24 protein-coding genes are annotated in these 25,189 nt (G+C 31.2%); 13 read left to right on the top strand and 11 right to left on the bottom strand.

Annotated elements, in window-relative coordinates:
- Positions 1–77: 77 nt before the first annotated feature.
- On the bottom strand, positions 78–3,113 hold the full coding sequence (locus tag EYD46_RS15685) for a tetratricopeptide repeat protein (RefSeq protein ID WP_130938113.1): 3,036 nt from the start codon (positions 3,111–3,113) through the stop codon (positions 78–80).
- A gap of 280 nt (positions 3,114–3,393) precedes the next feature.
- Between EYD46_RS15685 and EYD46_RS15680 the strand changes: the two genes are divergently transcribed.
- Together EYD46_RS15680 and EYD46_RS15675 are read left to right on the top strand one after the other, a co-directional pair.
- Positions 3,394–4,077, top strand: a complete 684-nt coding sequence (locus EYD46_RS15680) for a cell division ATP-binding protein FtsE (RefSeq protein ID WP_130938112.1) — start codon at positions 3,394–3,396, stop codon at positions 4,075–4,077.
- Positions 4,078–4,079: 2 nt separating this feature from the next.
- Positions 4,080–4,976, top strand: a complete 897-nt coding sequence (locus EYD46_RS15675; RefSeq protein ID WP_130938111.1) for a glycosyltransferase family 2 protein — start codon at positions 4,080–4,082, stop codon at positions 4,974–4,976.
- Between the two features lie 5 nt (positions 4,977–4,981).
- Here the strand turns inward: EYD46_RS15675 and EYD46_RS15670 are convergent, their stop codons facing one another.
- Positions 4,982–6,064 (bottom strand): glycosyltransferase, encoded by a 1,083-nt coding sequence (locus EYD46_RS15670; protein ID WP_130938110.1) that lies wholly within the window; start codon positions 6,062–6,064, stop codon positions 4,982–4,984.
- Entirely contained in the window at positions 6,061–7,143 is a 1,083-nt protein-coding gene (locus tag EYD46_RS15665; protein WP_130938109.1) for a glycosyltransferase, read from the bottom strand. The genes EYD46_RS15670 and EYD46_RS15665 overlap by 4 nt, the downstream gene beginning before the upstream one ends.
- A 116-nt stretch (positions 7,144–7,259) precedes the next feature.
- Here EYD46_RS15665 and EYD46_RS15660 point away from each other — a divergent pair, with 116 nt between their 5' ends.
- Positions 7,260–8,189, top strand: a complete 930-nt coding sequence (locus tag EYD46_RS15660; RefSeq protein ID WP_130938108.1) for a glycosyltransferase family 2 protein — start codon at positions 7,260–7,262, stop codon at positions 8,187–8,189.
- Here the strand turns inward: EYD46_RS15660 and EYD46_RS15655 are convergent.
- The 7 genes from EYD46_RS15655 to typA form a co-directional block, all read right to left on the bottom strand.
- Positions 8,172–8,597 (bottom strand): sugar 3,4-ketoisomerase, encoded by a 426-nt coding sequence (locus EYD46_RS15655; RefSeq protein ID WP_130938107.1) that lies wholly within the window; start codon positions 8,595–8,597, stop codon positions 8,172–8,174. The genes EYD46_RS15660 and EYD46_RS15655 overlap by 18 nt on opposite strands.
- Positions 8,584–9,843, bottom strand: coding sequence for an O-antigen translocase (locus EYD46_RS15650; protein WP_165454398.1), 1,260 nt, complete (start codon positions 9,841–9,843; stop codon positions 8,584–8,586). Before EYD46_RS15650 ends, EYD46_RS15655 begins: the two co-directional genes overlap by 14 nt.
- Before the next feature lie 33 nt (positions 9,844–9,876).
- Positions 9,877–10,977 carry a DegT/DnrJ/EryC1/StrS family aminotransferase gene (locus EYD46_RS15645; RefSeq protein ID WP_130938105.1) on the bottom strand — a complete coding sequence of 367 codons (1,101 nt, stop codon included), beginning with the start codon at positions 10,975–10,977 and terminating at the stop codon, positions 9,877–9,879.
- A complete protein-coding gene (locus tag EYD46_RS15640) occupies positions 10,974–11,948 on the bottom strand; it encodes a GNAT family N-acetyltransferase (protein WP_130938104.1) in 975 nt (324 codons plus the stop codon). Before EYD46_RS15640 ends, EYD46_RS15645 begins: the two co-directional genes overlap by 4 nt.
- Before the next feature lie 36 nt (positions 11,949–11,984).
- Positions 11,985–13,283 (bottom strand): O-antigen translocase, encoded by a 1,299-nt coding sequence (locus EYD46_RS15635; protein WP_130938103.1) that lies wholly within the window; start codon positions 13,281–13,283, stop codon positions 11,985–11,987.
- 99 nt (positions 13,284–13,382) lie between these two features.
- The gene (locus tag EYD46_RS15630) at positions 13,383–13,622 is read right to left on the bottom strand and encodes a uroporphyrinogen decarboxylase (RefSeq protein ID WP_130938102.1); all 240 of its coding nucleotides are present in this window, start codon (positions 13,620–13,622) and stop codon (positions 13,383–13,385) included.
- A gap of 2 nt (positions 13,623–13,624) precedes the next feature.
- Positions 13,625–15,424, bottom strand: coding sequence for a translational GTPase TypA (gene typA, locus EYD46_RS15625; protein ID WP_130938101.1), 1,800 nt, complete (start codon positions 15,422–15,424; stop codon positions 13,625–13,627).
- Between the two features lie 170 nt (positions 15,425–15,594).
- Between typA and kdsA the strand changes: the two genes are divergently transcribed.
- Positions 15,595–16,416 (top strand): 3-deoxy-8-phosphooctulonate synthase, encoded by an 822-nt coding sequence (gene kdsA / locus EYD46_RS15620; protein WP_130938100.1) that lies wholly within the window; start codon positions 15,595–15,597, stop codon positions 16,414–16,416.
- Positions 16,417–16,449: 33 nt separating this feature from the next.
- Positions 16,450–16,686, top strand: a complete 237-nt coding sequence (locus EYD46_RS15615; protein ID WP_130938099.1) for a CDGSH iron-sulfur domain-containing protein — start codon at positions 16,450–16,452, stop codon at positions 16,684–16,686.
- Positions 16,687–16,711: 25 nt separating this feature from the next.
- On the opposite strand, the gene EYD46_RS15610 is transcribed toward EYD46_RS15615, so the two are convergent.
- The gene (locus EYD46_RS15610; protein ID WP_130938098.1) at positions 16,712–17,080 is read right to left on the bottom strand and encodes a DUF1801 domain-containing protein; all 369 of its coding nucleotides are present in this window, start codon (positions 17,078–17,080) and stop codon (positions 16,712–16,714) included.
- Between the two features lie 90 nt (positions 17,081–17,170).
- Between EYD46_RS15610 and EYD46_RS15605 the strand changes: the two genes are divergently transcribed.
- The 8 genes from EYD46_RS15605 (at position 17,171) to EYD46_RS15570 (ending at position 25,187) form a co-directional block, all read left to right on the top strand.
- Positions 17,171–17,779: a hypothetical protein gene (locus EYD46_RS15605; RefSeq protein ID WP_130938097.1), complete on the top strand. Its 609-nt coding sequence runs from the start codon at positions 17,171–17,173 to the stop codon at positions 17,777–17,779.
- 61 nt (positions 17,780–17,840) lie between these two features.
- Positions 17,841–18,137, top strand: coding sequence for a winged helix-turn-helix domain-containing protein (locus EYD46_RS15600; protein WP_130938096.1), 297 nt, complete (start codon positions 17,841–17,843; stop codon positions 18,135–18,137).
- Between the two features lie 50 nt (positions 18,138–18,187).
- Entirely contained in the window at positions 18,188–19,558 is a 1,371-nt protein-coding gene (creD, locus tag EYD46_RS15595; RefSeq protein ID WP_130938095.1) for a cell envelope integrity protein CreD, read from the top strand.
- Positions 19,559–19,972: 414 nt separating this feature from the next.
- Entirely contained in the window at positions 19,973–20,350 is a 378-nt protein-coding gene (locus tag EYD46_RS15590) for a ribosomal maturation YjgA family protein (protein WP_130938094.1), read from the top strand.
- Entirely contained in the window at positions 20,343–21,002 is a 660-nt protein-coding gene (locus EYD46_RS15585; RefSeq protein ID WP_130938093.1) for a DUF1361 domain-containing protein, read from the top strand. Before EYD46_RS15590 ends, EYD46_RS15585 begins: the two co-directional genes overlap by 8 nt.
- A 1-nt stretch (position 21,003) precedes the next feature.
- On the top strand, positions 21,004–21,576 hold the full coding sequence (locus tag EYD46_RS15580; protein ID WP_130938092.1) for a hypothetical protein: 573 nt from the start codon (positions 21,004–21,006) through the stop codon (positions 21,574–21,576).
- 7 nt (positions 21,577–21,583) lie between these two features.
- Positions 21,584–22,996, top strand: coding sequence for a B12-binding domain-containing radical SAM protein (locus EYD46_RS15575; RefSeq protein ID WP_130938091.1), 1,413 nt, complete (start codon positions 21,584–21,586; stop codon positions 22,994–22,996).
- 88 nt (positions 22,997–23,084) lie between these two features.
- The gene (locus EYD46_RS15570) at positions 23,085–25,187 is read left to right on the top strand and encodes a M48 family metallopeptidase (protein ID WP_130938090.1); all 2,103 of its coding nucleotides are present in this window, start codon (positions 23,085–23,087) and stop codon (positions 25,185–25,187) included.
- The last annotated feature ends 2 nt before the right edge of the window (positions 25,188–25,189 follow it).

Below are 25,189 nucleotides of genomic sequence, written 5' to 3'. Positions count from 1 at the left end.
TTAATTTTTGATTCTTTTGATTAACGAACAACGATTAACAGTTTTTGATTTCTAAATACTGTGATTACCAAACTAATTTAATCTTGCGGCGCTATTGATGAATTTGTTTTTGCTTCTTCTCGTTTTATTCGGTTTAATTCTGTTTGTGCCTCTTCTACAACATCATCAAACTGACTAAAATTTTCTATTACACTTTCTAAAATATAAGTGGCTTGATACGCGTCTTTTAGTGCATAAAAGTTTTGTGCCATGACCACTAAACCTTTAGCACCATAATATTTGTAACCTGAATAATCTTTTGCTAATTTTTGTGCTGCTATGTTGGATGCCTTAAACTTGCCATCTTTATTTTTAAAATAAGCATTATAATACAATGCTTCTGCTGCGGTTTCGCCTGTTGCTACTTTTTGTACATTTTTATACGCCGATTTTGCCTTAGCTTCATCGCCAGTTTTTATAGCTGAACGCGCAATAATAATATGTGCATCACTTTTAATCTTATTATCAATTTTAGAACTTTTTAATACCTTCTCTGCATAAGCGACAGCATTGCCGTAATCTTCTAATTGATAATTGGCTTTCATTAAATTAGATTGCGCAAAAACCACGTTCTGAGGAAAATTAGCCTCAATCTCTAAACGTTGTAATAATGGAATTGCTTCATTCCAACTTTTATTTTCTAAGTGATATTGAGATAATCTTGATAATGCTTCTTCTGTAAACTCACTTTGCGATGCTTCAACCACAAATTTATAATGCGGTGCTGCATTAGCAATTAAATTCTTTTTATAATACAGTTGCCCTAAATAAAAATGTGATTGCAGATTATGAATACCGTTAGGAAAACTATTTAAATAACTATTAAATTGTTTTATTGCTGCATCTGTATTGCCTTCTAAATATTGTTTTTCTGCTGCTTCATAAGACGTATTATCTAAATCAGCATCAGTAACCTCAACATAATCTAATTGCTTTACCCAAGCTGCATATTCATCTACACGTCCTAAATCAATATAAATTAATCTTGCTGTAGATACTGCTTGTACCGCTTCTGGAGTTCCAGGATATTTACTTGCTACATTTTTAAATTTACCTAAAGCTGCTTCATTTTTATTGGCATTATAATGAATTAAACCTTGACGCAACAACGATTTTGGAACAAATGAACTCATTCTATATTCTGAGTTCAATTTGTCATACCTCGCCATAGCCTTATCGGTTTGATTTGCTTTTACATAGGAATTTCCTAATTCATACAAAGCATCATCTCGTAATTTAGATTTTGGGTATTCTCCAACAAACACTTCTAGTTCTTTTATCTTTTTTGAAGGATTACCTGCGTAACCTGTACTTATTGCCTTTTGAAAAAATGCGTAGTCAGACTCTACTTCATTCATCTTAATGGCTTTTCCATACGCATTTATTGCTTGATTGTATTTGCTAGATACAAAATAACCATCTCCTAAACGTAAATATGAATCATTCAATCTTACTTTATCATCACTTCGTTTTGAAATAAATTGATTGAAATGGTTTGATGCTTGATCATAGTTTTTCAGTTTAAAATATGTGTATGCTAAATTATAATCAATATTATTTTGCTCTGGCACATCCATCCCTGTAGATTGTTGTATAAATTGTTTAAACCCTACTAAAGCGTCCTCATAATTAGTTAAATTATAATCTGCTTCGGCTTTCCAAAACGTTGCTCTAGCAGTAAATGTTTCATCTAAAGATTCGCCTAGAGACTTATCAAATAAACTTTCAGCTTCTAAATATTGATTTTCATTATACAACTCTAATCCTCTATAAAATGCTACTTTTTGGTAGGCTTTTTTATTTTCAAAGCTTTTTTTCTTTTCTAAAAGATTAAGTGCTTCCTCATAATTTTTTGAAGTGATATAAGAATCTATCAAAAGTGTTTCAATCTCCTCTTTGTATTTTGTTTTAGGATATTTATCTAAATAACCTGCCAATACTTGCGGCACAGACTGATATGGATTCCCTATTTCATAACTAATCTTCGCATAATTTAGCCATGCATCCTCCTGAATTTTTAAATCGAAATCCATTTCAGAGGCATTTCTAAACGCATTTAACGCTTCTTGTTTTTTATCAAGATTAATGTAACTCTCGCCTAAATGATAGTATGCATTTTGGGCAATATTATTATTTCCTCCAATAATCTTATTAAATTCTGAAATTGCACTTTCATAATCGCCCTGCTTGTAATGCGCATATCCTAATTGATAAAAGTCTGTATTATTCCACTTACCTGTTCTATCACGCTTTCCTTTTTTGCCTTTATAAGCTTGCAAATAAGGAATAGCTTCAGCATATTGCTCTAGATTGAAATAACTCTCTCCTATTATTTTTGAAAGCTCTGATACTTCATCCTCATCGCTAGAATCTAATCTTGCTTTGGCTAACGCAATAGCTTTTTCAAATTTCCCTAGTTTAAAGTTTAAATCAGCTTGATAATAAGATAACTTTTCTTTGTATCGCTCTTGATCTTCAACTTGTTCAAAATATTCAGTGGCCCTATCGTAATCGTCGCCTTCATAGGCCATAAACCCGATGTAATATTTTGCTTGAGAACCATATTCTGGAGAATTCTCTACTCTACTAAGATAGGTTTTAGCATCTTTATATTGTTTTGTTATGAATGCTGTATAACCATTATTAAAATAAAACTTCTGACGTTCTTTTCTCGATAATGCTGCTTCGTCAACTTTACTATACCATTTTCTAGCATAAGCATATTTTCCATTAGTAAAATAGTAATCTGCAACATCAACAAACGCTGTGTTTCGCTTGGTACTTGTAGGATATTCTTCAACAAAATTATTGATTAACTGATCTGCATTTTGTTGATTTAATCGTACAGCACAATTAGCTATATAATATGTGCAATCGCCTTTTACACCTTCTTTTTCTGTAGACTTTCTTATTTTAGAAAATAACGATTGTGCTGCTAAATATTGCTGATTATTATACAGGCTTAATGCCTTTTGATAATCTGCTAAACTATTAGTGTAAACCGCCGATGCTTGTGAAAAAACTTGTATTGAAACACATAATACAAGTATAGAAATACTATGCTTTAGCTTCATTTAGTATTTGGTTTTTGTTTGATGAAATTCAAAGATAAACAAAGGTTTGTGATTCCCACATTTGCGAGAATGACAAATTCAATGGAAACCAAAATATTCATTTTGGAAACTTTCACAACATATAACGCAACAATCGTGCTAGAATTATAAACTAACTTATTAAATATTAAAAAACGACTCTGGTCTAACGGTTTAAAAGCAATAAATATTAAGAAAAACTGTTTAATGGTTGTTCCATTAAACGATAAGCACTAAACTTGTATATTGAAATTACTATTTTATGTCTGAAACCATTCTAGAACTTAAAGATGCTTCTATTTACCAAGGCGAAAGTTTGGTGCTTTCTGGTGTTAATGTTGAAATTAGTAAGGGCGAATTTGTCTACTTAATTGGTAAAACTGGCACGGGGAAAAGTAGTTTTATGAAAACATTGTATGGTGATTTACCTTTAAGTGACGGAGAGGGTTCCATTGTTGATTATAATTTAAAAACATTAAAAGAAAAAGATATTCCCTTTTTAAGACGAAAATTAGGTGTTGTATTTCAGGATTTTAAATTATTAATTGATAGAACTATAAACGACAATTTACTTTTTGTTTTAAAAGCTACAGGCTGGAAAGATAAAGACAAAATGAATACTCGTGTTGAGGAAGTCCTAAGCAAAGTAGGGATGAAAACTAAAGGCTTTAAATTTCCTCATGAGCTTTCTGGTGGAGAACAACAAAGAGTGGCAATTGCTAGAGCTCTGCTAAACAACCCTGAACTTATTTTAGCTGATGAACCTACTGGAAACTTAGACCCGCAAACCAGCGTGGAAGTAATGGAAGTACTTCAAGACATTAATAAAAATGGTAATACCATACTTATGGCCACTCATGATTATGCTTTACTTTTAAAGTACCCAAGCAAAACACTAAAGTGTGATGAGAATCAGGTTTATGAGGTGGTACAAAGGAAAGGATAAGTATGCTTTCAATTTTAATTCCTGTTTATAATTATGATATTACTCAACTCGTAAGTGAGATCCACAAACAAGCTATCAAATCTAATGTAGATTTTGAAATTATTTGTTTGGATGACAAATCTAACTCAAGCATATCTCAGATAAATTCATCTATAAATGAACTTAGTTATACATCTTATCTATTCTCAGAAAGTAATAACGGTATTGCTATAACTAGACAACACCTCTGTAATTATTCTAAGTATGACTGGATATTACTACTCGATGCAGATGTAGAGCTAAGGGATGATTTATTTATAAGTAATTATTTAAACGCATTACAAACCTCTAAATATGATATTGTTTTTGGTGGTATTAGTTATAAAAACGAAAAACCACAACAAAAAAGTTTACTTCGTTGGAAATATGGAAAACAATGTGAAGGGGTAACTTCTAAAGAACGTAACAAAACCCCCTATAAGATAACTTCAGCAGCAAACATATTAATTAAAAAAGAGCAATATAACCGTTTTAGATTAGATTCTGTGGGAAACTCATATGGTATGGATATCTTCTTTGGCCCGCAATTAAAATTACATAAAGTTCCTGTATTACATATAGATAATAGTGTGTATCACTTAGGCTTAGAAGATAGTGAAACTTACATAAACAAAACAGAGTTTGCTGTAAACACCCTGTTAAACTTACACTATAACGGTAAAATTAAAATACACGAAAATGATTTACTTTCTAAATTTATCTTACTAAAGTCTATAAAACTTAATTTTCTTTTTTCGTTATTTTACAAAAGTTTAAAAAACATCTTGAGAAAGCACCTATTAAGCAGTAATCCATTAATTATTTTGTTTCAATTTTATAAAATATCCTATATGTGCTATTCTGATTTAAACAGAGAATAATACTATTATATTGACTGGAAGACATCATGCCATTGCTTCATGATTTTGTTAAGTTCGTATGCTTTCATAGTATCTTTTGCAGATTTTGAAATTCTTCTTCTTTCCTCTTTATTTTCTATAAGCAAACCAACTTTATTGGCATAATCTTCGTAATCACTACCTTGAGCTAGAAATCCATTTTCTCCATCATTTATATAGCTTTTTGGACCTTGTGTATTTTCAAAAGCCACAACAGGTAATCCACATGCCATTGCTTCAGTTACAGCCAACCCAAAAGGTTCGTATCTAGAAGTATTCAACAATATTGAAGCATCTAAATACACACTCTTTATATCCTTAACTGGTTTATAAAATTGCACTTTAGATATTATTCCTAGTTTTTTTGCAAGTTTTATCAGCTCACTATTATCTCCTTCTCCATATATATGTAGGTTCCAGTCTGAGTGTTTCTTACAAACTAAAGCCCATATCTTCATTAATTTATCATAACCTTTTTGGTATGATACTCTTCCTACTGCTATAGCAACTTTATTGTTAAGAGTACTACTACTATCTGCAATATTAAATCCTATAGGGTTTGGAATTACTTGATAGTTCTTTGTTTTTTTATTTGTATTGTCAAGTCTATATACTATCACTTTCCTGTAATTACTTGACAATAGAGAGAAAATAAAAAACGACAATTTAAGCTTAATATTATCTAAAACAGATGATGCTCTGGCATTCTTACTATTATGATTTTCATAAATTAAAGGACTCTCATTATCTTTTAATAAAAGTGGTAATAAAGCGCCTTTTAACCCATTATCACAATTAATAATTATATCTGGGTTAATAACCTTTATTTTTTTGTTTAGTTTTCCTTTATAACTAATAAAATCCTTTATTTTATTTCTTTCTCTTATCAATTCATGTATTTTGATTTTTCTATTAAAATCAAAAAATAAATTATCTGAACCCCCATGAGTATTTAAAATATGTATTTCATAAGGGTATTCTTCTACTAAATAATTTAATTTTACAGCAAGTACCCTTGCAACACCTCCTGAGGTATTTAAATTAGTAGCTATATAAAGTAGCTTTATCATTTTTCAATTCCCATTAACTCAAGCCACTGCTCGCCTATTCGCTCTAAAGAAAACTTTTCAATGGTAGATAATGCTTGAGATTTACATTTATCATATAACGCTTCATCGCTCACAAACAAACTCATAGAGTTCGATAATTCATCAATATTTTGATCTTCTACCAGTAACCCATTCTCTCCTTCAATAATTATCTCTCTTGGTCCAGTTTTACAGTTAAAGGCAACTACTGGGGTGCCACATGCTAAAGCTTCCAACATTACCATCGGCATACCTTCATGAGAACTTGATAATACAAAAAACCTTGCTCTTTTTATGTATTTATATGGATTATTTTTAAACCCAAGTAAATGCACCTTGTCCTTCACTCCGTTTTTTTCAGCAATACTTAAAAGTTTTTCTTTTCTAGAACCCTCTCCTAAAATAACTAATGCAACATTCTTACTGGGAAGTATTGATTTTGAATAGGCATATATAAGCTTATCAAATTGCTTTACATTGGTATCGTACTGCCCAACACCAATAATATATTCATAATCTAAAGAGACCTTATCTGATGCTTTTTCTTTAACTTCTTGAATATTTATTGGGTTGTAAATAGTCATTACATTCTTTAAATTATGCTTTTGCTCAATCATGTTTTGCATATCTTGAGTTATAGCAACAACTTTAAAGGCATCTGAGTACATCATTCTGGTTAAAAATGATTGGTCCGGCATGTAACTATTTAATTTTGCACTATGAACCGTGAAAATGGTTTTGGCATTGTAAACATACTTAGCTACTAGTAGCTCTTGGATAGGCTTTATTCTAAACCTGAAATCTATAATAAAATCAAAAGAATGTTTTTTAAGATACTTCCTAAGCGCAATTAATCGTTTAGCCTTATTAAACACTCCATTGGTTTTATTCTTTAATTTCCCCAGATTTTCAACAGTTCCAGCATAAGGGTATGCAATATCATCTATTACTATTATATTATGGACGTCTAATCCTTTTTCATGAAAAAAAACAGATAAGATAGCCGCTACCCGTTCTGCTCCTCCTCTATTTAACCTATATCCTACTAAAGCTATTTTCATTTTTTACAACAACTAATCAGCTAAAAATTAGCATCAAAAATAATCGATTATTTTAACTAACTTAAATATTTCTTAATTATAAGAATTACATTTGTGCCCATACAACTAATTGCTAAATGACACTCTTATCTGTTCATCTTCTAACTTATAATAATGAGAAGCACATAGAGATTACCCTTGAATCCATAGTTAACCAAAAGGTAAACTTTGAATATGAAATAGTTATTGGTGATGATTGTTCTACTGACAATACTACAGATATCCTAACAAAATACGAACTCCAATATCCAACCTTAATTAAATTAGAACGTAATGAAACGCAATTAGGTATTTTAAAAAATTTTAAAACTACACTTGATAGATGCAATGGAAAATATGTTTTTGATTTGGCTGGAGATGATATAATTCAATCTGAAAACGCACTCCAAAAAATGGTAGATGCATTACAAAAGGATACCAATATAGGTTTTGTTGATTGTGGGTACGACAGGCTTGATGATAAAAACGGCCGTATAATTCGCTTTAAAAACAGAAAAATAATAACCGCTTCAAAAACAGCATACTTAAATGCTGTTTTAATGGGAAAAATAATTCCAGTTGGGCTTTGTTACAACAAAGATTTATTATACCAATATGTTGATTTTGAAACTTACTTTAAGATGAACTTGACTATTGAAGATTATCCAATCTTGGTAGATATGATCATGAATACTAATTTTAGTAGAATTATCGAAAGTTTGGTTACCTACAGAGTTCATGACACTTCGTATTCTCACAAAAAAACATTCGAAAACCACTTTTTTCTGAACAATCAAATGCGAAATTTATTTGATTACATGGCTAAAAAGTATAGCTACCCTGAAAATATAAAACAGAGTTTTCACAACAATTCCCATAAAGAACTTCTATTTTTTGCAGGATATTTTGAAAAAAAAGAACTTGGGGAGGAAGTATTCCAAAACATTAAATCTAAAAACGTTAAGGATTACATACATTATTATGCAAGTCAGAACAAATTATTCAGAAAACTAATCGCTATTATTTGATTTATTATAAGCCACATAAGTATCAAAATCATCTATATAATCCTCCGCTTTATAAACATCAGATGCTACTACCAAACAAATAGCTCCAGATGAGAAATTTTCAAGTTCTCTCCATATACCTGGAGTTATCAGTAATCCCTTAGAGGGATTATTTAACGTAATACGTTTTTTGTGATTTCCATCTTTTAGTATAACATCAAAGCTCCCACTTACAGCTATTAAAAATTGACTTAACTCCTTGTGTGCATGTCCACCTCTGTACGAACCGCTGGGAACATCAAACAAATAATATATTCGCTTAATATCAAAAGGTATAATATCCTTTTCTATTACAGAAAGATTTCCTCGGGGGTCAGTTATTTTAGGAATATCAATTATCCTTAAATCCTCTATTTTAGCCTGTTTCATTTAATCTGGACTTTTTAAATATTCTTCTAATCAGCAAAGCTACAATTATTAAATAAACTACATATCTAAGAAAATGGGCAAATACTACTCCCTCTAATCCCATACTATCAATAAAATAAACGCCAAATATATATAATAACGTATATGATATCACTTCTGTTACTATAAAAATTTTCCAATGCTTACGAGCTATAAATTGATAAGCTAAAACTACGGCAATAATTTTAACCATATCTCCCAACAATTGCCATTTAAATAAAGTCCCCATGGGTAAAAACGCTTCAGTAAATAAGAGCTTAATAATAAATTCCCTAAAAAAAAATATCAAAACAAACACAGATCCAAACAGTGGAATTACCAATTTATATATCCTTTTCAGTTCAATTTTAAACTCTTTAAAACTGGTCATCTTTGCATATCTAGGCAAAATATATAGAGAATACACCCCAGTCATAAAAGACAAGTAATAATTAGACAAACTCGTCATCGAAGTCCAATACCCTGCTTCTTCTCCAGACAGTTGTTCTATTAAATAGTTTCTGATTTTAATATCTACACTATTACTCAAAATTACAGCAGCACATGACATTATTATAAAAACAAACAACGAATTTCTATAAAACTTATGAAATGTTATCCCTTGATCGAGAAATAATTTCAGACCATCCCTTGCAAAAAGTAGCAACGCTAAAAGTTGAGCCAATGGGGTCAAGGTTATCGCCAATAACACCCCTGAAAGCCTGTATGTAGATACCAAAAAAATAATTAACAATGTCACGAAAGCATATGTTGAAAAAGTAATTATGATCGCTTTTTTATAATTTGATTTACCATTAACTATGGCAAGATTTAAATTATAAAGTGATGTAAACGGCATTGTTAATGCCAGAATCATAAAAAGATATTTATACTCATTTGTTTTAAAAAGAAATTGACTCCAATATGAGGCGCCAAAAAATAATATAATACCTATTGTAATACTCCCTATTACTCCATAAGCGATAGAAGTACTATATAACTTTTTTAACTCATTTGGGCGATTTTCATATTCTGACTGATATTTCAAAACACCTTGATCGATTCCCATTGTTGTACCAAGACTAAACAACGCTAAAAAGTTTCTTAAATTCCCAACAAAAGCAAGGCCATTAGGTCCTAAATAAATAGCTATGAGTTTTTGAGAAATGATTCCTAATATAGACCTAAGTAAAACCCCTAAGGAGTTAACTGAAAATAGTTTTATCAAAAACAAATCCTTATGTCCTTTAAAAAACCTCAATTAAAAAGAATTAATTAGGGCACAAACCTTGTGAAGACTTTCTACACTTAAACGAGGATACAGTGGAAGACTAAGTACTTCATCGTGAATCTTTTCAGTATATGGAAAACGGAAATTTGTCCATTGCTTATAGGCGGGCTGTTTGTGAATTGGTAAAGGATAGTGAATTAATGTTTGAACATTATTTTTAAGCAAATACGCTTTGAGTAAATCTCTTTTTTCACTTCTTATCACGAAAAGATGGAATACATGTTGATTTATATCATTAAAAAACGGTAATACTACATCATTATTATCTATGTTATTTATATAAAGTTGTGCCAGTTTTTGCCTCTCTTTATTATCAAGCCTTAACTTCTTGAGTTTTATTCTCAAAAAAGTAGCTTGAAGTTCATCTAATCTACAATTATAGCCCTGTAGTTCGTTTTTATAAGTACTTATCCTTCCATAATTTCTTAGCTTAAAAATTACCTCGGCTAATTGCTTATCATTTGTTGTAACTGCTCCCGCATCTCCAAGCGCTCCTAAATTTTTAGTTGGATAAAAACTAAATGCTGCTACAGCTGATAAATTCCCTGCTACACGACCATCTGTATATGTAGCGCCATGAGCCTGTGCCGCATCTTCTATTAGCAACAAATTGTATTTCTTAGAAATATGCTCTAGTTCACTAACATTATACAACTGCCCATATAAATGAACTCCTAAAATGGCTTTTGTTTTAGCATTGATATTTGCTTCTATTTCTGAAGAATCTATATTGTAAGTTTTTAAACAAGGCTCTATTAAAACTGGTTTTAAGCCAGCATTACTAATCGCTAAAACAGATGCTATATATGTATTGGCAGGTACGAGAACTTCGTCTCCTACAGATAATCTTCCTATTACTTTATATGCTTCAAAAATTAATTGTAGTGCATCAAGCCCACTACTAACCCCTATACAATACTCTGTACCACAAAATGATGCAAACTCATTTTCAAATTCAGAAACCTGGTTTCCTAAAATATAATGCCCAGACTTTAAAAAATCTTTAAATGATTTTTTAAAGTCCGTTTCATAGACCTCATTAACTAAATTTAAATCTAAAAACTTAATCATATAAAAATGTTATCCAAAAGCTTATAATTAGTCGTTTCGATTTCATAAAAATCGTGAACCAAAGCAGAAGCCCCAAAGCTTTGTTTCCAATTTAATAGCCCTAAATTTATATTTTTTCCTTGATTTTCATTGGAAATCCCAAAATCAAAGTACTTCTTATTTTTATAGATATCTGATACTAACTTATGAATAAGAAATGATAAGGCTCCTTTTTTATTATTCTTTTTAGTTGAAATATATTGTAAATGCGCAACATTTTCAGACTCAAAAACCGTACAACCAGCAAGTATTTCTTCTTTACTATAAATACTATACTGTATTATATTACTAGGAAACTTTTCCTTTAAATAGTTTATTTCTGATAATGAATGTACAGGATCTACACCAAATTTCGCTTTCAAATTAGGTGTTAGAACAAAATTCCAAAATGCTGAAAAATCATCGTTTGCAACCAATTTCAAATCTGAGTTTTCAGCTTTTTTTATCTCTCTTTTTCTTAATTCAGAATAGTTTTGTTTAAGATCGTTAGAAAGAACCATTGAAACATCTTTACGAAATACTTTTGCTCTTAAAATAAATGCCAAATAGTCTAATTCATCAGCATTTTTTTTATTGTAAATTTTAGGAATCTGTTTTATTACTAATTTTTGTACATTATGCTCCAATAAGAATTTCAGTAACTCCAAAAATACTTGAAGAACAGATTTAAAAGGTAAATTATTTGGTAATACCAAGCCACCATAACTTAAACCTTTATGAGAATACACAGTATTTATTTCCTTATTAGCTGGGAATAGAGCTGCTAGTTTTTTTCCATTGTAAAGCATTAAGGAAAAATCTTGAAATCTGTTATTGTGATATTCAATAAACTCTCTTTGAAAAAGAAAAGTAGCATTTTTAGAATTTATAACAAATTCATTCCATACTTCAAGATATTGTTCAGAGTACCTAACAATTTTAAAATTATCCATAATACTTAAGTTAATCCTAAATATTTCAATTAAGGACTATTTCTTATCAGATTCAACTCCAAAAAGGGAGCTTCCAAAGATTAATAAAATTACGCCATAATACATTAAGTAGCTTACAAAATGTGCTATTGTAGCCCCTTTAACACCATAAATCTTAATAAAGTAAATACTTGTGGTATATAAAATAATAACCAAAAAAGCTTCAGTAATAATGTAATGCCAAAACATTTTTTTTGCCAAAAACTGATAAGCAATTATCATCGATAATACTTTAACAAAATCGCCTAAAAGTTGCCATAAAAACAAACCCTCAACAGGTTGAAACTCTTCAGTAAACACCAATGTAATTATAAATGGGCGTAATAAATATATTAACAACAACCCACCTGCGAAATAGGGTATAATAGTTTTATATAAGGAAAATACTTCCTTTTTAAATTCTCTTATATCATTTATTTCAGAAAATCTTGGAATGATATATAAGCCCAATAATGAACTTACCATCATTAGATAGTATTTAGAAATTCTAAGCATTGCTTCCCAGAAACCTGCATCTTTATAACCTATAGTATCTATAATATGAGAACGAATTGCTAAAATAACTAATGGTAAGATAATAGCCGAAAATAGTGCCATCCCAGAGTAAGAACTCAATTTTTTAAAATAGGTAAAACTTATACGTTCAACACTAATTAAAGGCAATAAACTTTTTCTATTAATTATTCCAACTAGTGTTATTAAGAATATAAGGGATTCTGATATGGCAACAGATATTAATGCCCCATCTAATTTGTTTTGATATATTAATAAAAGTGCAACACATAAGCTTAAAATTTGCCCTATTATATTTATTATGATTAGGATTTTATATTTTGAAAATCCATTCATAATTGAAAACGAAAACATATTTAAGGCATAAAAAGGCAATACAATTGCAAATATTTTTATGATATATTCATAGTTATTATATGTTGGAAAAATAAGATCATTAATAGTTTCTGCTTGAAAGTAACAGAAAAATGAAACCAGTATAGTAGTAACAAAACCAACATAATACACTGTTGATAGTGTTTTGCTAAGTTGCACTAAATCCTCTTTAAAATCATTTACATACTTTACCACTCCTTTGTAAAACCCCAAAGTAGCAAATGTTTGGGCTGAGGCCACAAAATTTCTTAGATTACCTACAAGAGCTAAACCTTCTGCTCCAATAATTACAGCAATAGCTTTTGAAGTAAGTAAACCTGCAATAATACGAGTAAACACCGCAGCCGTTTTCAATGGGCCAGCTTTCACTAATACCTTACTATTAATATAATTAATTAACTTTTTCAAAAGAAATGATTTGTAGTAGCGATAACTGAAAAACCTCTGTGCTTTATAGTCATAAAGTCCTCAAATATACAAAACGAATCATAAGAGAATTATTGCCTATTATACAGAAATTCTTTTGCTTTTTAAGACATAATACAAATTTATAATCAAAATTGCTGTATTAGTAATTATAATTGGTTTTGAAATAGGTTGTAAATAAACTCCATATAATATAAATAACAAACAGCCTAATGCATTTACAAGCCTTAACTTTATAATAGATTTCAAGAGAAAAGACATTAATACTGTAGTCATTGCAGCATATCCTAACCAATCTACAATGTCAATCCCTAAAAACATTACTATATAGTTTTGTTACGCTTACGCTCTACTTCAGTGAGGAATATTTTTCGTAACCTTAAGTGGTTAGGTGTTACCTCTACATATTCGTCCTTTTGAATATATTCCAAAGCTTCTTCTAAAGAGAACTTAATTGCTGGTACAATTTTAGCCTTATCATCGGCTCCTGCTGAACGTACATTACTAAGTTTTTTAGTTTTAGTAACATTTACCGTCATATCATCCCCTCTGGAATTTTCCCCAATTACCTGTCCTTCATAGATATCTTCTCCTGGATCGATAAAAAACTTACCACGTTCTTGTAATTTATCAATTGAATATGGAATGGCTGTACCGTTTTCCATAGATACTAAAGATCCATTTTGACGCTCAGGAATACCTCCTTTAACAGGTTGATACTCTTTAAAGCGATGTGCCATAATGGCTTCTCCTGCCGTAGCGGTTAATAACTGATTTCTTAAACCTATAATACCTCTAGATGGAATTATAAATTCGCAAACCATTCTATCGCCTTTAGCTTCCATACTTAGCATTTCTCCTTTACGCATGGTTACCATTTCAATAGCTTTACCTGAAACGTGTTCTGGTAAATCTATAGTCATTTCTTCAACTGGCTCACATTTAACGCCATCAACTTCTTTTATAATCACCTGAGGTTGACCAATTTGCAACTCGTATCCCTCACGACGCATGGTTTCAATTAAAACCGATAAATGCAATACACCTCTACCAAACACCATAAATTTATCGGCACTGTTTGTGTCCTCTACTCGTAATGCTAAGTTTTTTTCTAACTCTTTTGTTAAACGCTCTTTTATATGTCTAGATGTAACGTATTTACCATCTTTCCCAAAGAATGGAGAATCATTAATGGTAAACAACATACTCATTGTAGGTTCGTCTATAGCAATGGTTTTCAACCCTTCAGGATTTTCAAAATCAGCAACAGTATCTCCTATTTCAAAGCCTTCTAAACCTACAATAGCACAAATATCGCCTGCTTTTACCTCATCTACTTTTTTGCGTCCTAAGCCTTCAAACGTATGTAGTTCTTTTATTCTAGATTTTACAATCTTACCATCACGCTTTACTAAAGAAATATTTTGATTTACTTTTAATTCGCCCCTAGTTAAACGTCCTATTGCTATTCTTCCTGTAAACGAAGAAAAATCTAAAGAGGTAATCAACATTTGTGTTGTTCCCTCTTCTATTTTTGGAGAAGGAATATGCTCAATAACCATATCTAATAAAGGTTCGATATTCTCAGTTTCATTTTGCCAATCATCACTCATCCAATTGTTCTTTGCAGAACCATATACTGTTGGAAAATCTAATTGCCATTCCTCAGCACCTAATTCAAACATTAAATCAAACACTTTCTCATGCACCTCATCAGGTGTACAATTTTCTTTATCTACCTTGTTTACTACAACACAAGGTTTCAGTCCTAAATCGATAGCTTTTTGAAGTACAAAACGGGTTTGAGGCATAGGGCCTTCAAAAGCATCCACCAACAACAATACACCATCTGCCATATTTAAAACACGCTCTACTTCTCCTCCAAAATCGGCGTGACCCGGTGTATCTATGATATTAATTTTTGTGCCTTTGTAGATAACTGAAACGTTTTTGGACGTAATAGTGATACCTCTTTCTCGTTCCAAATCATTGTTATCCAATATTAAATCGCCTGTATTTTCATTCTCACGAAATAATTGACAATGGTACATAATTTTATCAACCAATGTAGTTTTTCCATGGTCTACGTGAGCGATTATAGCAATATTCTTTATGTTTGACATAACAACTTTTGTTTTAAGCCTGCAAATGTACATGTATTTATCAGATAGTTAAAACTTTATTGCAATTAAAAGTTTGCTTAATGGTTTGGTTTACACTCAGACTTTGGACTCAATTACAACATAAAAATAGCTCTTAATTTAATTACCTTTGTAGCTTTAATAAAACGTAAATGGCACTAAACGATATTCCAAAATTAAAACACACCAATTCTAATAACTTCTTTTTATTATGTGGTCCATGCGCCATTGAAGGCGAGAATATGGCTTTAAGAATTGCCGAAAAAGTAATTTCAATAACAGATAAGCTAAATATCCCTTATATATTTAAAGGGAGTTTTAAAAAGGCAAACCGTAGTAGAATTGATAGTTTTACAGGTATTGGAGACGAAAAAGCTTTAGAAATTCTACAGAAAGTATCAACTACTTTTGATGTACCCACTGTTACAGATATCCATGAGGTTTCTGATGCTGATAAAGCTGCTGAATATGTGGATGTTTTACAAATTCCTGCATTTTTGGTGAGACAAACAGATTTGGTAGTGGCTGCTGCTGAAACAGGTAAGGTGGTAAATTTAAAGAAAGGACAGTTTATGAGCCCAGAAGCCATGAAACATGCCGTGCAAAAAGTTAAAGATGCTGGTAACAATCAAGCTTGGATTACAGATAGAGGTACGATGTTTGGCTACCAAGATATGATTGTGGATTTTAGAGGCATCCCAACAATGCGAGCTTATGCTCCTACTGTTTTGGATGTAACACATTCTCTACAACAACCAAATCAATCTGCAGGTGTAACTGGAGGACGACCTGAAATGATAGAAACTATTGCCAGAGCTGGTGTTGTAAATAATGTAGACGGCTTATTTATTGAAACCCATTTTGACCCTGCCAATGCTAAAAGTGATGGAGCTAACATGCTGCATTTAGATAATTTAGAATCATTATTAACTAATTTGGTTTCTATTAGAAAAACCGTAAATAGCTTAAAATAATAGTATTTTAGTGAGAATTAATTACTAAAAACTATGGAAAATAATAAACGAGGTGGAGACGCACCGATACAATGCGAATTAGAAGCTAATAAAAACTATGCTTGGTGTACATGTAGGCATAGCGATGAGCAACCATTTTGTAACGGATCTCATAGAGCAGCAAAAGCAACACCATCTATGGTGTTTTCTGTAAATGAAGATAAAACAGCCTATTTATGTACTTGTAAACAAACTAAAAATCCGCCATATTGTGATGGTTCCCATAATTAAACTACAGAAGTAGTCGCTGTAAAATTTACTTATTGTAAAACGATTTCCCTTTTTGTTTTTTAGCTTCTTCCAGAATAGCGATGAAAACAGCATCATCTATTTCTTCTATTGATCGATATCGTAAAGACTTTACAACTTTACGATTCTCACTAACAAGGTATGCATCGAATTTAGATAAATATGCTGAATGCCAAAACCCAATATCTACAAATTGTTTTTTATGGCTGGCGTTTAAATAGCATACAGGTGTCTCCCCCATGTAATAACAGGGAATACGCCATTTGTACTTTAGCTCAACATTAGGAATCGTATGTTCAATTATAACTTGTACATGCATTAAAATAGACCGATACGGTTCAGGTTGGTTAAGGATATATTCTTCAGCTGGATGCATTAGTAAATTTTAATAATTATAAAATTAATAAAAATTTATGTGTCGATTTTCAATTTATTTTATTTACTTTGTATTTCAAAGTACTTTTATATGGAATCAAAAGATTATCTAAAAGACATTAGTGAGATTAAAAATATGATGCATAAATCCTCTCGATTTATTTCGTTGAGTGGTTTATCTGGAATTCTTGCTGGCATTTATGCTTTAATGGGTGCTACTATTGCTTATTGGTTGGTTACAACTTACAGCAATGGCTATTTAATTCTTGACGGATGGGTTTACCAGTACTGTCTTTTTACTTTAGCCATAGTAGCTTTGTTAAGTATTGGCACAGGTATTCTCCTAACAACCAGAAAGGCAAAAAAAGATGGTGCTAGTATTTGGGATAGTACTTCTCGTCGTTTAGTTTTTAATTTTTTAATTCCTTTGGTAGCTGGCGGTTTATATATTTTAATCATCTTAAGTCAAGGTAAATATGGACAATCTGGAGGTTTAATGCTAATTTTTTATGGTCTGGCTTTAATAAATGCTTCAAAATATAGTATCGGCGATATTCAATATTTAGGGTATATTCAAATTTTTTTAGGTCTAATTGGTGCTTGGAAACCTGGTTATGGATTCTGGCTATGGGTAATAGGTTTTGGCTTTATGCATATTATCTATGGCACTTGGATGCATTTTAAGTATGACTTAAAATAGTAAACAGTTTACAGTCGCAGTATATTCAGTAACTTTAATCTAGAAACCTTGAATTAATAGAGTGAGCATCATTAACAACATAAATAAACTATTCGACCACCGTATAAGACTAGGCATCATGTCTATTCTTATGGTAAACGAGTATGCTGATTTTAATATGTTGAAAGAACTTTTAGGAGCTACGGATGGTAATTTAGCAAGTCATACCAAAGCTTTAGAAAAAGCAGAATATATAAAAGTAGAAAAGCAATTTATTGGTAGAAAACCTAATACCCGTTACTCTACAACCAAGCTAGGAAGAGCTGCATTTAAAAAACATATTGATGCTCTTGAAGCTATCATAAATAAACAGAAATAAATTTTTTTACCAATATACTTTGAATTTCAAAGTACTTTAAACAAACAATAATGGAAGATCAAAAACACACACCACAACACAACAAATTCGGACATTGGCTTAAAACCTCCATAACAGCACGTATGCTTATGGTTGGATTTCTAGTCGTTATTTTATTAGTACCACTCTCATACATTAATAGTTTAATTAATGAACGTGCATATCGACAACAAGATGTGGTTAATGAAATAAACGGAAAATGGGGCAATAACGTTTTGGTATACGGACCAATTTTAAAAATTCCTTACAAAACTTACACTGAGACAAAAACATTCAACGAAAAAACAAAAACCTATTTAAAGGAAACCCAAACCCATATAAAAAACGCCTATATATTTCCTGAAAATCTAAACTCTGTGGTTGATGTAAATTCAAAAACACTAAAACGAGGCAACTTTGAATCTGCTGTGTTTACAACACAAATGGATTTCTCTGGACATTATATCCCTGTGGATTTATCAGCAAAAGGAATAAAGGCTGAAGATATTATTTGGAACAAAGCCTCAATCATTATAAAAACATCAAACCTTAAAGGCATTAAAAGTGAAGTACAAATCACATTAAAGGATAAGGCTTATAATTTCGAGACTAATTTTAATCAAAACAACAAGAGCAATCTTGATATTTTAGAATCAGCTTTTATTAAAGACGAAAATGTATTTAAAACACAAAACACAAATTTTACATTCTCAATAAAATTCAATGGGAGTAGAAAAATAGAATTAGTACCCATAGGTAAAACAACTACGATGCAAATGACATCTAATTGGGCAGACCCAAGTTTTATGGGTAATTATCTTCCTAATGATGAAACCAAAAAAATCTCAAAAGAAGGATTTAAAGCAGATTGGAAAGTATTACATATTAATCGCGCTTTTTCACAACAACATTTAAAAAACATTCCTAATTTAAGTCAATTTGCATTTGGTACCAAGTTCATGGTAATGGTAGACGAATATCAAAAAAGTGAGCGGTCTGCAAAATATGGTTTTTTAGTCATAGGGTTAACTTTTCTTGTGTTCTTTCTAATTCAAACTTTAAGTAAAATAAACATTCATCCATTTCAGTATCTTATGGTAGGGTTGGCACTTACCATGTTTTACACACTTTTGGTGTCCATATCAGAGCACAGTAATTTTCTTAGAGCATATTTAATTGCTGGAATTTCGGTAATAGTACTCATCACACTTTACTCAAAATCTATTTTAAAAACATTTAAGTTTCCACTATTTATTGGGACATCGTTAAGCGCATTATATGCCTTTATCTATGTAATTATACAACTTGAAAATTATGCATTATTGGTTGGCAGTATTGGCTTATTCCTCATTCTTGCCATCGTCATGTTTGTATCTCGAAAAATAGATTGGAACAACGGATAATTTTATTGGTTAGTGTTTTTTATGAGGGCGTTTCCCCCGCTCCCAAAAAGCGGGGGCCGCGCTTTCACTACTCGCTCTCTGCGAGGAGCTCAAACACACCGTTCAATCGCTAACGCAAAAGACACCTATGAAAAGTTTAATAACAACAAGCAAATCCATTGCCATTATCAGCTTTTTAATCGGAACTATACTATTCGCTTTACAATTGTATAATTCACCATCAGACTTATTAATAGGTCCAGGATTAGTATTCATATTTATAGCCACGATTGTAAACACTATTTCATTTCTAGCTCTAACATTTTCATTATTAAGTCCAAAAGGGTGTAAAATAAAAATTGTTAAAACTATTGGAATCGTAATATTAAACATACCTGTAGCTGTATTATACTTCTATATTTTAATTAAATCACTATGACATTTAAATTCAGCAAAACATATCTAATCTTCACATTAGCATTTTTCCTAGCAGAAGCCCTAATCGCCATATTCCTAAAAACAGGATTCATTCGCCATACTGTTGGCGACTTTCTAGTGGTTATTTTAATCTATTGCTTCTTTAAAAGTTTCTTTAAAATAGATTCTAAAATTCTAGCAATAGCTGTATTACTTTTTGCCCTATGTATCGAGTTGCTCCAATTACTAAATATACTTAGCCTACTGGATATGGCAGACAACTATAGCGCAAAATTAATCTTAGGAAGTACGTTTCAGTTTACCGACTTGGTTGCTTATGCATTAGGTGTATTGACAATCTTACTAGTTGATTTAAAATTCATATCAAATGGATAATATAAAACACCTCCTATTTAAACAATTTAAAATTGTAGCAATGCTAACGGTTGCAATGCTATTTAGCATTATTATTTTAATGATTAGAATGAAACTCACACACTCTTTCTTTTACCTGTTTTTGGTTTGGAATTTATTTTTAGCAGTCATTCCTTATGCTATAACCACATATTTAGTCAGCCTCCCCAAACTTAATAAATTGTGGTTAGGGTTTTGGTTTGGGGTTTGGCTGCTTTTTTTACCTAATGCGCCTTATCTTGTAACAGATTTAATCCATTTAAGATTAAGTACACCAAAACTTATCTGGTTAGATATTTTAACGGTCTTATCATTTGCACTCTCAGGACTATTACTTTTCTATTTCTCATTTATAGAGATGAAAGAAATACTCAAATTACATGTAAAAAAGCAAATACTTTCCTTTTTCACTCCTTTTATTGTTTTTCTTTCAGCTTTTGGTGTTTACCTAGGGAGATTTTTACGCTACAACTCTTGGGAGGTTATTCAAAACCCTTTGGACTTATTTGAAGATATATTTCAAATTCTATTGTATCCATCACAAAACTTAGAGCTATGGTTATTCATTTTAGTTTTCGGAGCTTTTTTGAATTTAGGTTTTTGGATGTTTAACAATATTAAAAGTTCGAATTGATATGAGAGAATTAAGAATTATTACTCAGGCACTCGTAGTTTTAATATTAGGAAGTATTGCTGTAGTATTACTTTGGAGTAAAATTCCAGGAAATGACGAAGTGTGTGATGCTGGCCAAGGTTATTATATAATTATTTGGGGAATTTTTTACATAGCTTGTTTATTATTCATTATAAATTCTTGGATATTTTATGAAAAAGATTCATGGAAAAGATTTCGATTAAAAGCCATTAGGGTTACCTTTCTAGTTATTCTTCTAAGTTTTTCTTTAAAAGGCATATTATTAACTACTCTTTACGGCATTAATAATCAAACCATTATTGAAAAACCAGAAAATGGCTTTTTTACCTGCTTAAAATTGAAATTATATAATAGTGGTAAATTCTTTTGCTATACCTATGACGCTAGTTGTGAACAAGAAACTTTTGGCACATACAGTATAAAAAATGACATAGTAACACTACAATTTAAAAGTGAAACCTCAGACTATTTAGGAACAAAGTTAAAAATAGACAATGAAGATATAGTTTGTCTTGACTGTGCGTATAAAATGAAACTGATGCTAAAAAAATAAATATATCATGAAAGTAAAACTCATTTTACCAGCCTTAGCAGAAGCCGAAAGTCCTTTTTGGAGACCAATAAAATATTCGCTCTTCCCTCCTTTGGGGCTAGCCACGTTAGCTGCTTTTTTAGGTCCAGATGATGATATTGATTTACAGGACCAGCATGTTGAAAAACTAAATCTTGACGACCAACCAGATTTGGTCATCATACAGGTTTACATTACAAATGCTTACAGATCTTATCAAATAGCAGATCTATACAGAGCAAAAGGCTGTTATGTAATCCTAGGTGGGTTACATGTTACTTCATTACCAAAAGAAGCTTCAAAACATGCCGACTCTATATTTTTAGGACCAGGAGAAGAAACGTTTCCTCAATTCTTGAAAGATTTCAAAAATAAAGTACCTAAAAAAGTTTATAGTTCCTCAATAAGGACATTAACCAAGTTACCTCCAATTAGAAGAGATTTAATAAAACGATACAAGTACCTTGTTCCAAACTCTATTGTAGTTACGCGAGGATGCCCACACCATTGTAGTTTCTGTTATAAAGATGCATTTTTTCAAGGTGGAAAATCATTCTACACTCAATTGGTTGATGATGCACTGGCTGAAATTGATAGGCTACCAGGGAAACACTTGTACTTTCTAGATGATCATTTACTAGGAAATGCAAAATTCGCAAGTGAATTATTTGAGGGTATGAAAGGCATGAACCGCGTATTCCAAGGTGCATCAACAGTGGATGCTATTTTAAGAGGTAATCTTATAGAAAAAGCCGCCGAAGCAGGTTTACGTAGTGTATTTGTTGGTTTTGAAACATTTTCTCCACAAAACCTAAAACAAAGTAATAAAAAACAAAATTTAAAAAAGGATTATGAAGCCGCAGTTAAGCGGTTACATTCTTTAGGCATCATGGTTAATGGCAGTTTTGTTTTTGGTTTAGATGATGACGATAAAGATGTCTTTAAACGCACTGTGGATTGGGGTGTACAAAACGCCATTACCACATCAACATATCATGTTTTAACACCTTACCCGGGAACAAAACTGTTTAAGGATATGGAACAACAAAATAGAATTATTACTAAAAACTGGGATTTATATGATACCCGTAACGTTGTTTACAAAACCACAAATTTATCTGCAACCCAACTAAAAGAAGGGTATAATTGGGCTTACAAAGAATTCTACAAGTGGTCAAATATTTTCGAAGCCAGTTTCAATCACGAGTCACACAAACACAAATTAAAACATTTGTTATACTCTGGTGGTTGGAAAAAATTTGAACCGCTGTGGAATTTTTTAATCAAAACAAAAAACTTGAATAATATGCTTCCTCTGCTCGAATCAATTTTAAGTAAAGTTAATTACAAACCTAATCTAATTGAAATTAACAGTAAAAGCCCTTTAAAAACACAGATGTAATTAAACCTTACATCGAATAGTAATTCATTTTAATACTACAGATAAAGAAAACTCCTATATTCACGGTTGAATTCACAAAAACCAAGTTATGGCAGAAGTTCTTTACCCTAAGAGCCCCACAGATGTGCCTAAAAATATCACATCATTACCTTCGTCTTATCAGCTAAGAGCTTTTTTAGCTGTTTTAGCCATACTTTTATTTTTCATTTTATACGCAGCTCTAGTTACAGCATTAGGGTATTTGGTATACTATGCCATCATATATGATATGGGACGTGTAAACAAACTTACAATCCTAATGAAAATTGGTGCAATTGCTGGTTCTATGATGCTCTTTGTTTTTACGTTGAAGTTTATCTTTAAATTAAAAAACAACAAACCTAATAATCGAATTAAACTTAAGAAACAAGACTACCCAAAACTATGGGAATTTGTAAATAAAATTTGTGAAGAAACAGGTGCACCAAAACCTAAAAACATCTATGTTGACCCTGATGTAAATGCTTATGTTGCTTACTCCAATATGTGGCTAAGTCTTTTTTTACCTGTAAGAAAGGAACTTACCATTGGTATGGGACTTGTGGATTGTTTAAATTTTTCTGAATTTAAAGCAGTTGTGGCGCATGAGTTTGGTCATTTTGCGCAACGTAGTATGAAAATTGGTAGCTACATAATTTCTGCTAACACCATAATTCATGATATGATTTTCTCTAGAGACAAATGGGATGATTTATTAGACCAATGGAGAGCATCAGATATTAGATTATCAGCAGCAGCTTGGGCTATTACTCCTATTATTTGGATTATTCGCCAAATTCTTAATTTGTTCTATCAGTTTTTAAATATTATGCATTCATCTCTCTCAAGAGAAATGGAATTTAATGCTGATAAAGTAGCCATAAGCACTTCAGGTAGCGACTCAATTATTTCTGCCCTTTGGAAATTAGAGAGCGGTTACACACATTGGAATGACACTATGAATCATGCTTATTTGGCTTCGCAGAAAAAATTATATACTGAAAACTTATACAACCATAATGCTTTGGCAATTGAAAAAAATCTGCCTCAGCAAGAAACATTACTTAATAATTTACCAACAGATTCTAGAGGTGGGAAAACTTTTTTTTCAAGTTCAGAACATTCTAAAGTAAACATGTATGCTAGCCATCCTCCTAACGATAAGCGACAAGACAATGCCAAAACACCTTTTATAAAGTGCGAGATAGACGAAAGAACACCGTGGCTATTATTTGACAAACAAGAACATCTACAAAAGGAAATGACAAAATTAATATATGATGTCTATTTTAATAAAAAAGATATGGTGTTTTCTGAAGCTGACACTTTTGACACCTTTATAGCTACAGAAAACCAAGGTAAAACACTTCTTGAAGATTACGACAACACCTTTGAAAATAGATATTTACAAATTCCTGAAGAACAAGAACTAAAAGAAAAATCAATTTTAATTGAAACTTCTACAACGTATTTAAAACAATTAAAAACAAAACTAAAAGACTTAATGCAACCTGTTAGAGATATTGAAGCGCTAATGACTAAAGCAAGTAATATTTCTCAAGGTACCACAAAGGAAACTTCATTTTCTTTTCACAATAAAACCTTTAAAAAGAAAAATTTACAAGAAGGTTATAACTTGCTTATTACAGAACGTGAAAAATTATTTAACGAGAGTTTTAAGGACTGGGACTCATCATTTTGCACTCTTCACTATGCTTTAGCTAAAAAAGCGTCCAAGACTGATACGCTTATTAATTTGTATAAGCAGCATACCCTATTATCTAACATCTACAGAAATTGCATTCAAACCAAGAGTACTATATACTCTGAATTAAATAGATTGCAAAATAACGAAGAAGTAACACATGCCGTTATTAACAGTTTTAAACATAGAATTAACGACTTATTTGATAATTTGAATGAGGATTTAGCTAAACTAGACCATATCAATTTTGTTAAACTCCCAAACATTGACACCGTAGATGAGCTAAAAGAAGTTATTATAGCTGGTGGCAGTTTTGAAAAAGGGAGTGGTGACATCTTTGAGAATGGTGCTTTTAATAAAATGATGACCAATCTTGAGAATGCAACAGTACACTGTCAACGCATAGATCAAAAAAGTGTTGGGGTAATTTTAGCATTTCATAATGAATTACAAGATAATTTAGATTGATA

Origin of the sequence: Hyunsoonleella pacifica, from assembly GCF_004310335.1 — a bacterium.
Lineage (GTDB): Bacteria > Bacteroidota > Bacteroidia > Flavobacteriales > Flavobacteriaceae > Jejuia > Jejuia pacifica.
The sequence above is the reverse complement of the archived record's forward strand: the minus strand, read 5'-3'. Positions and strand labels throughout refer to the sequence as shown.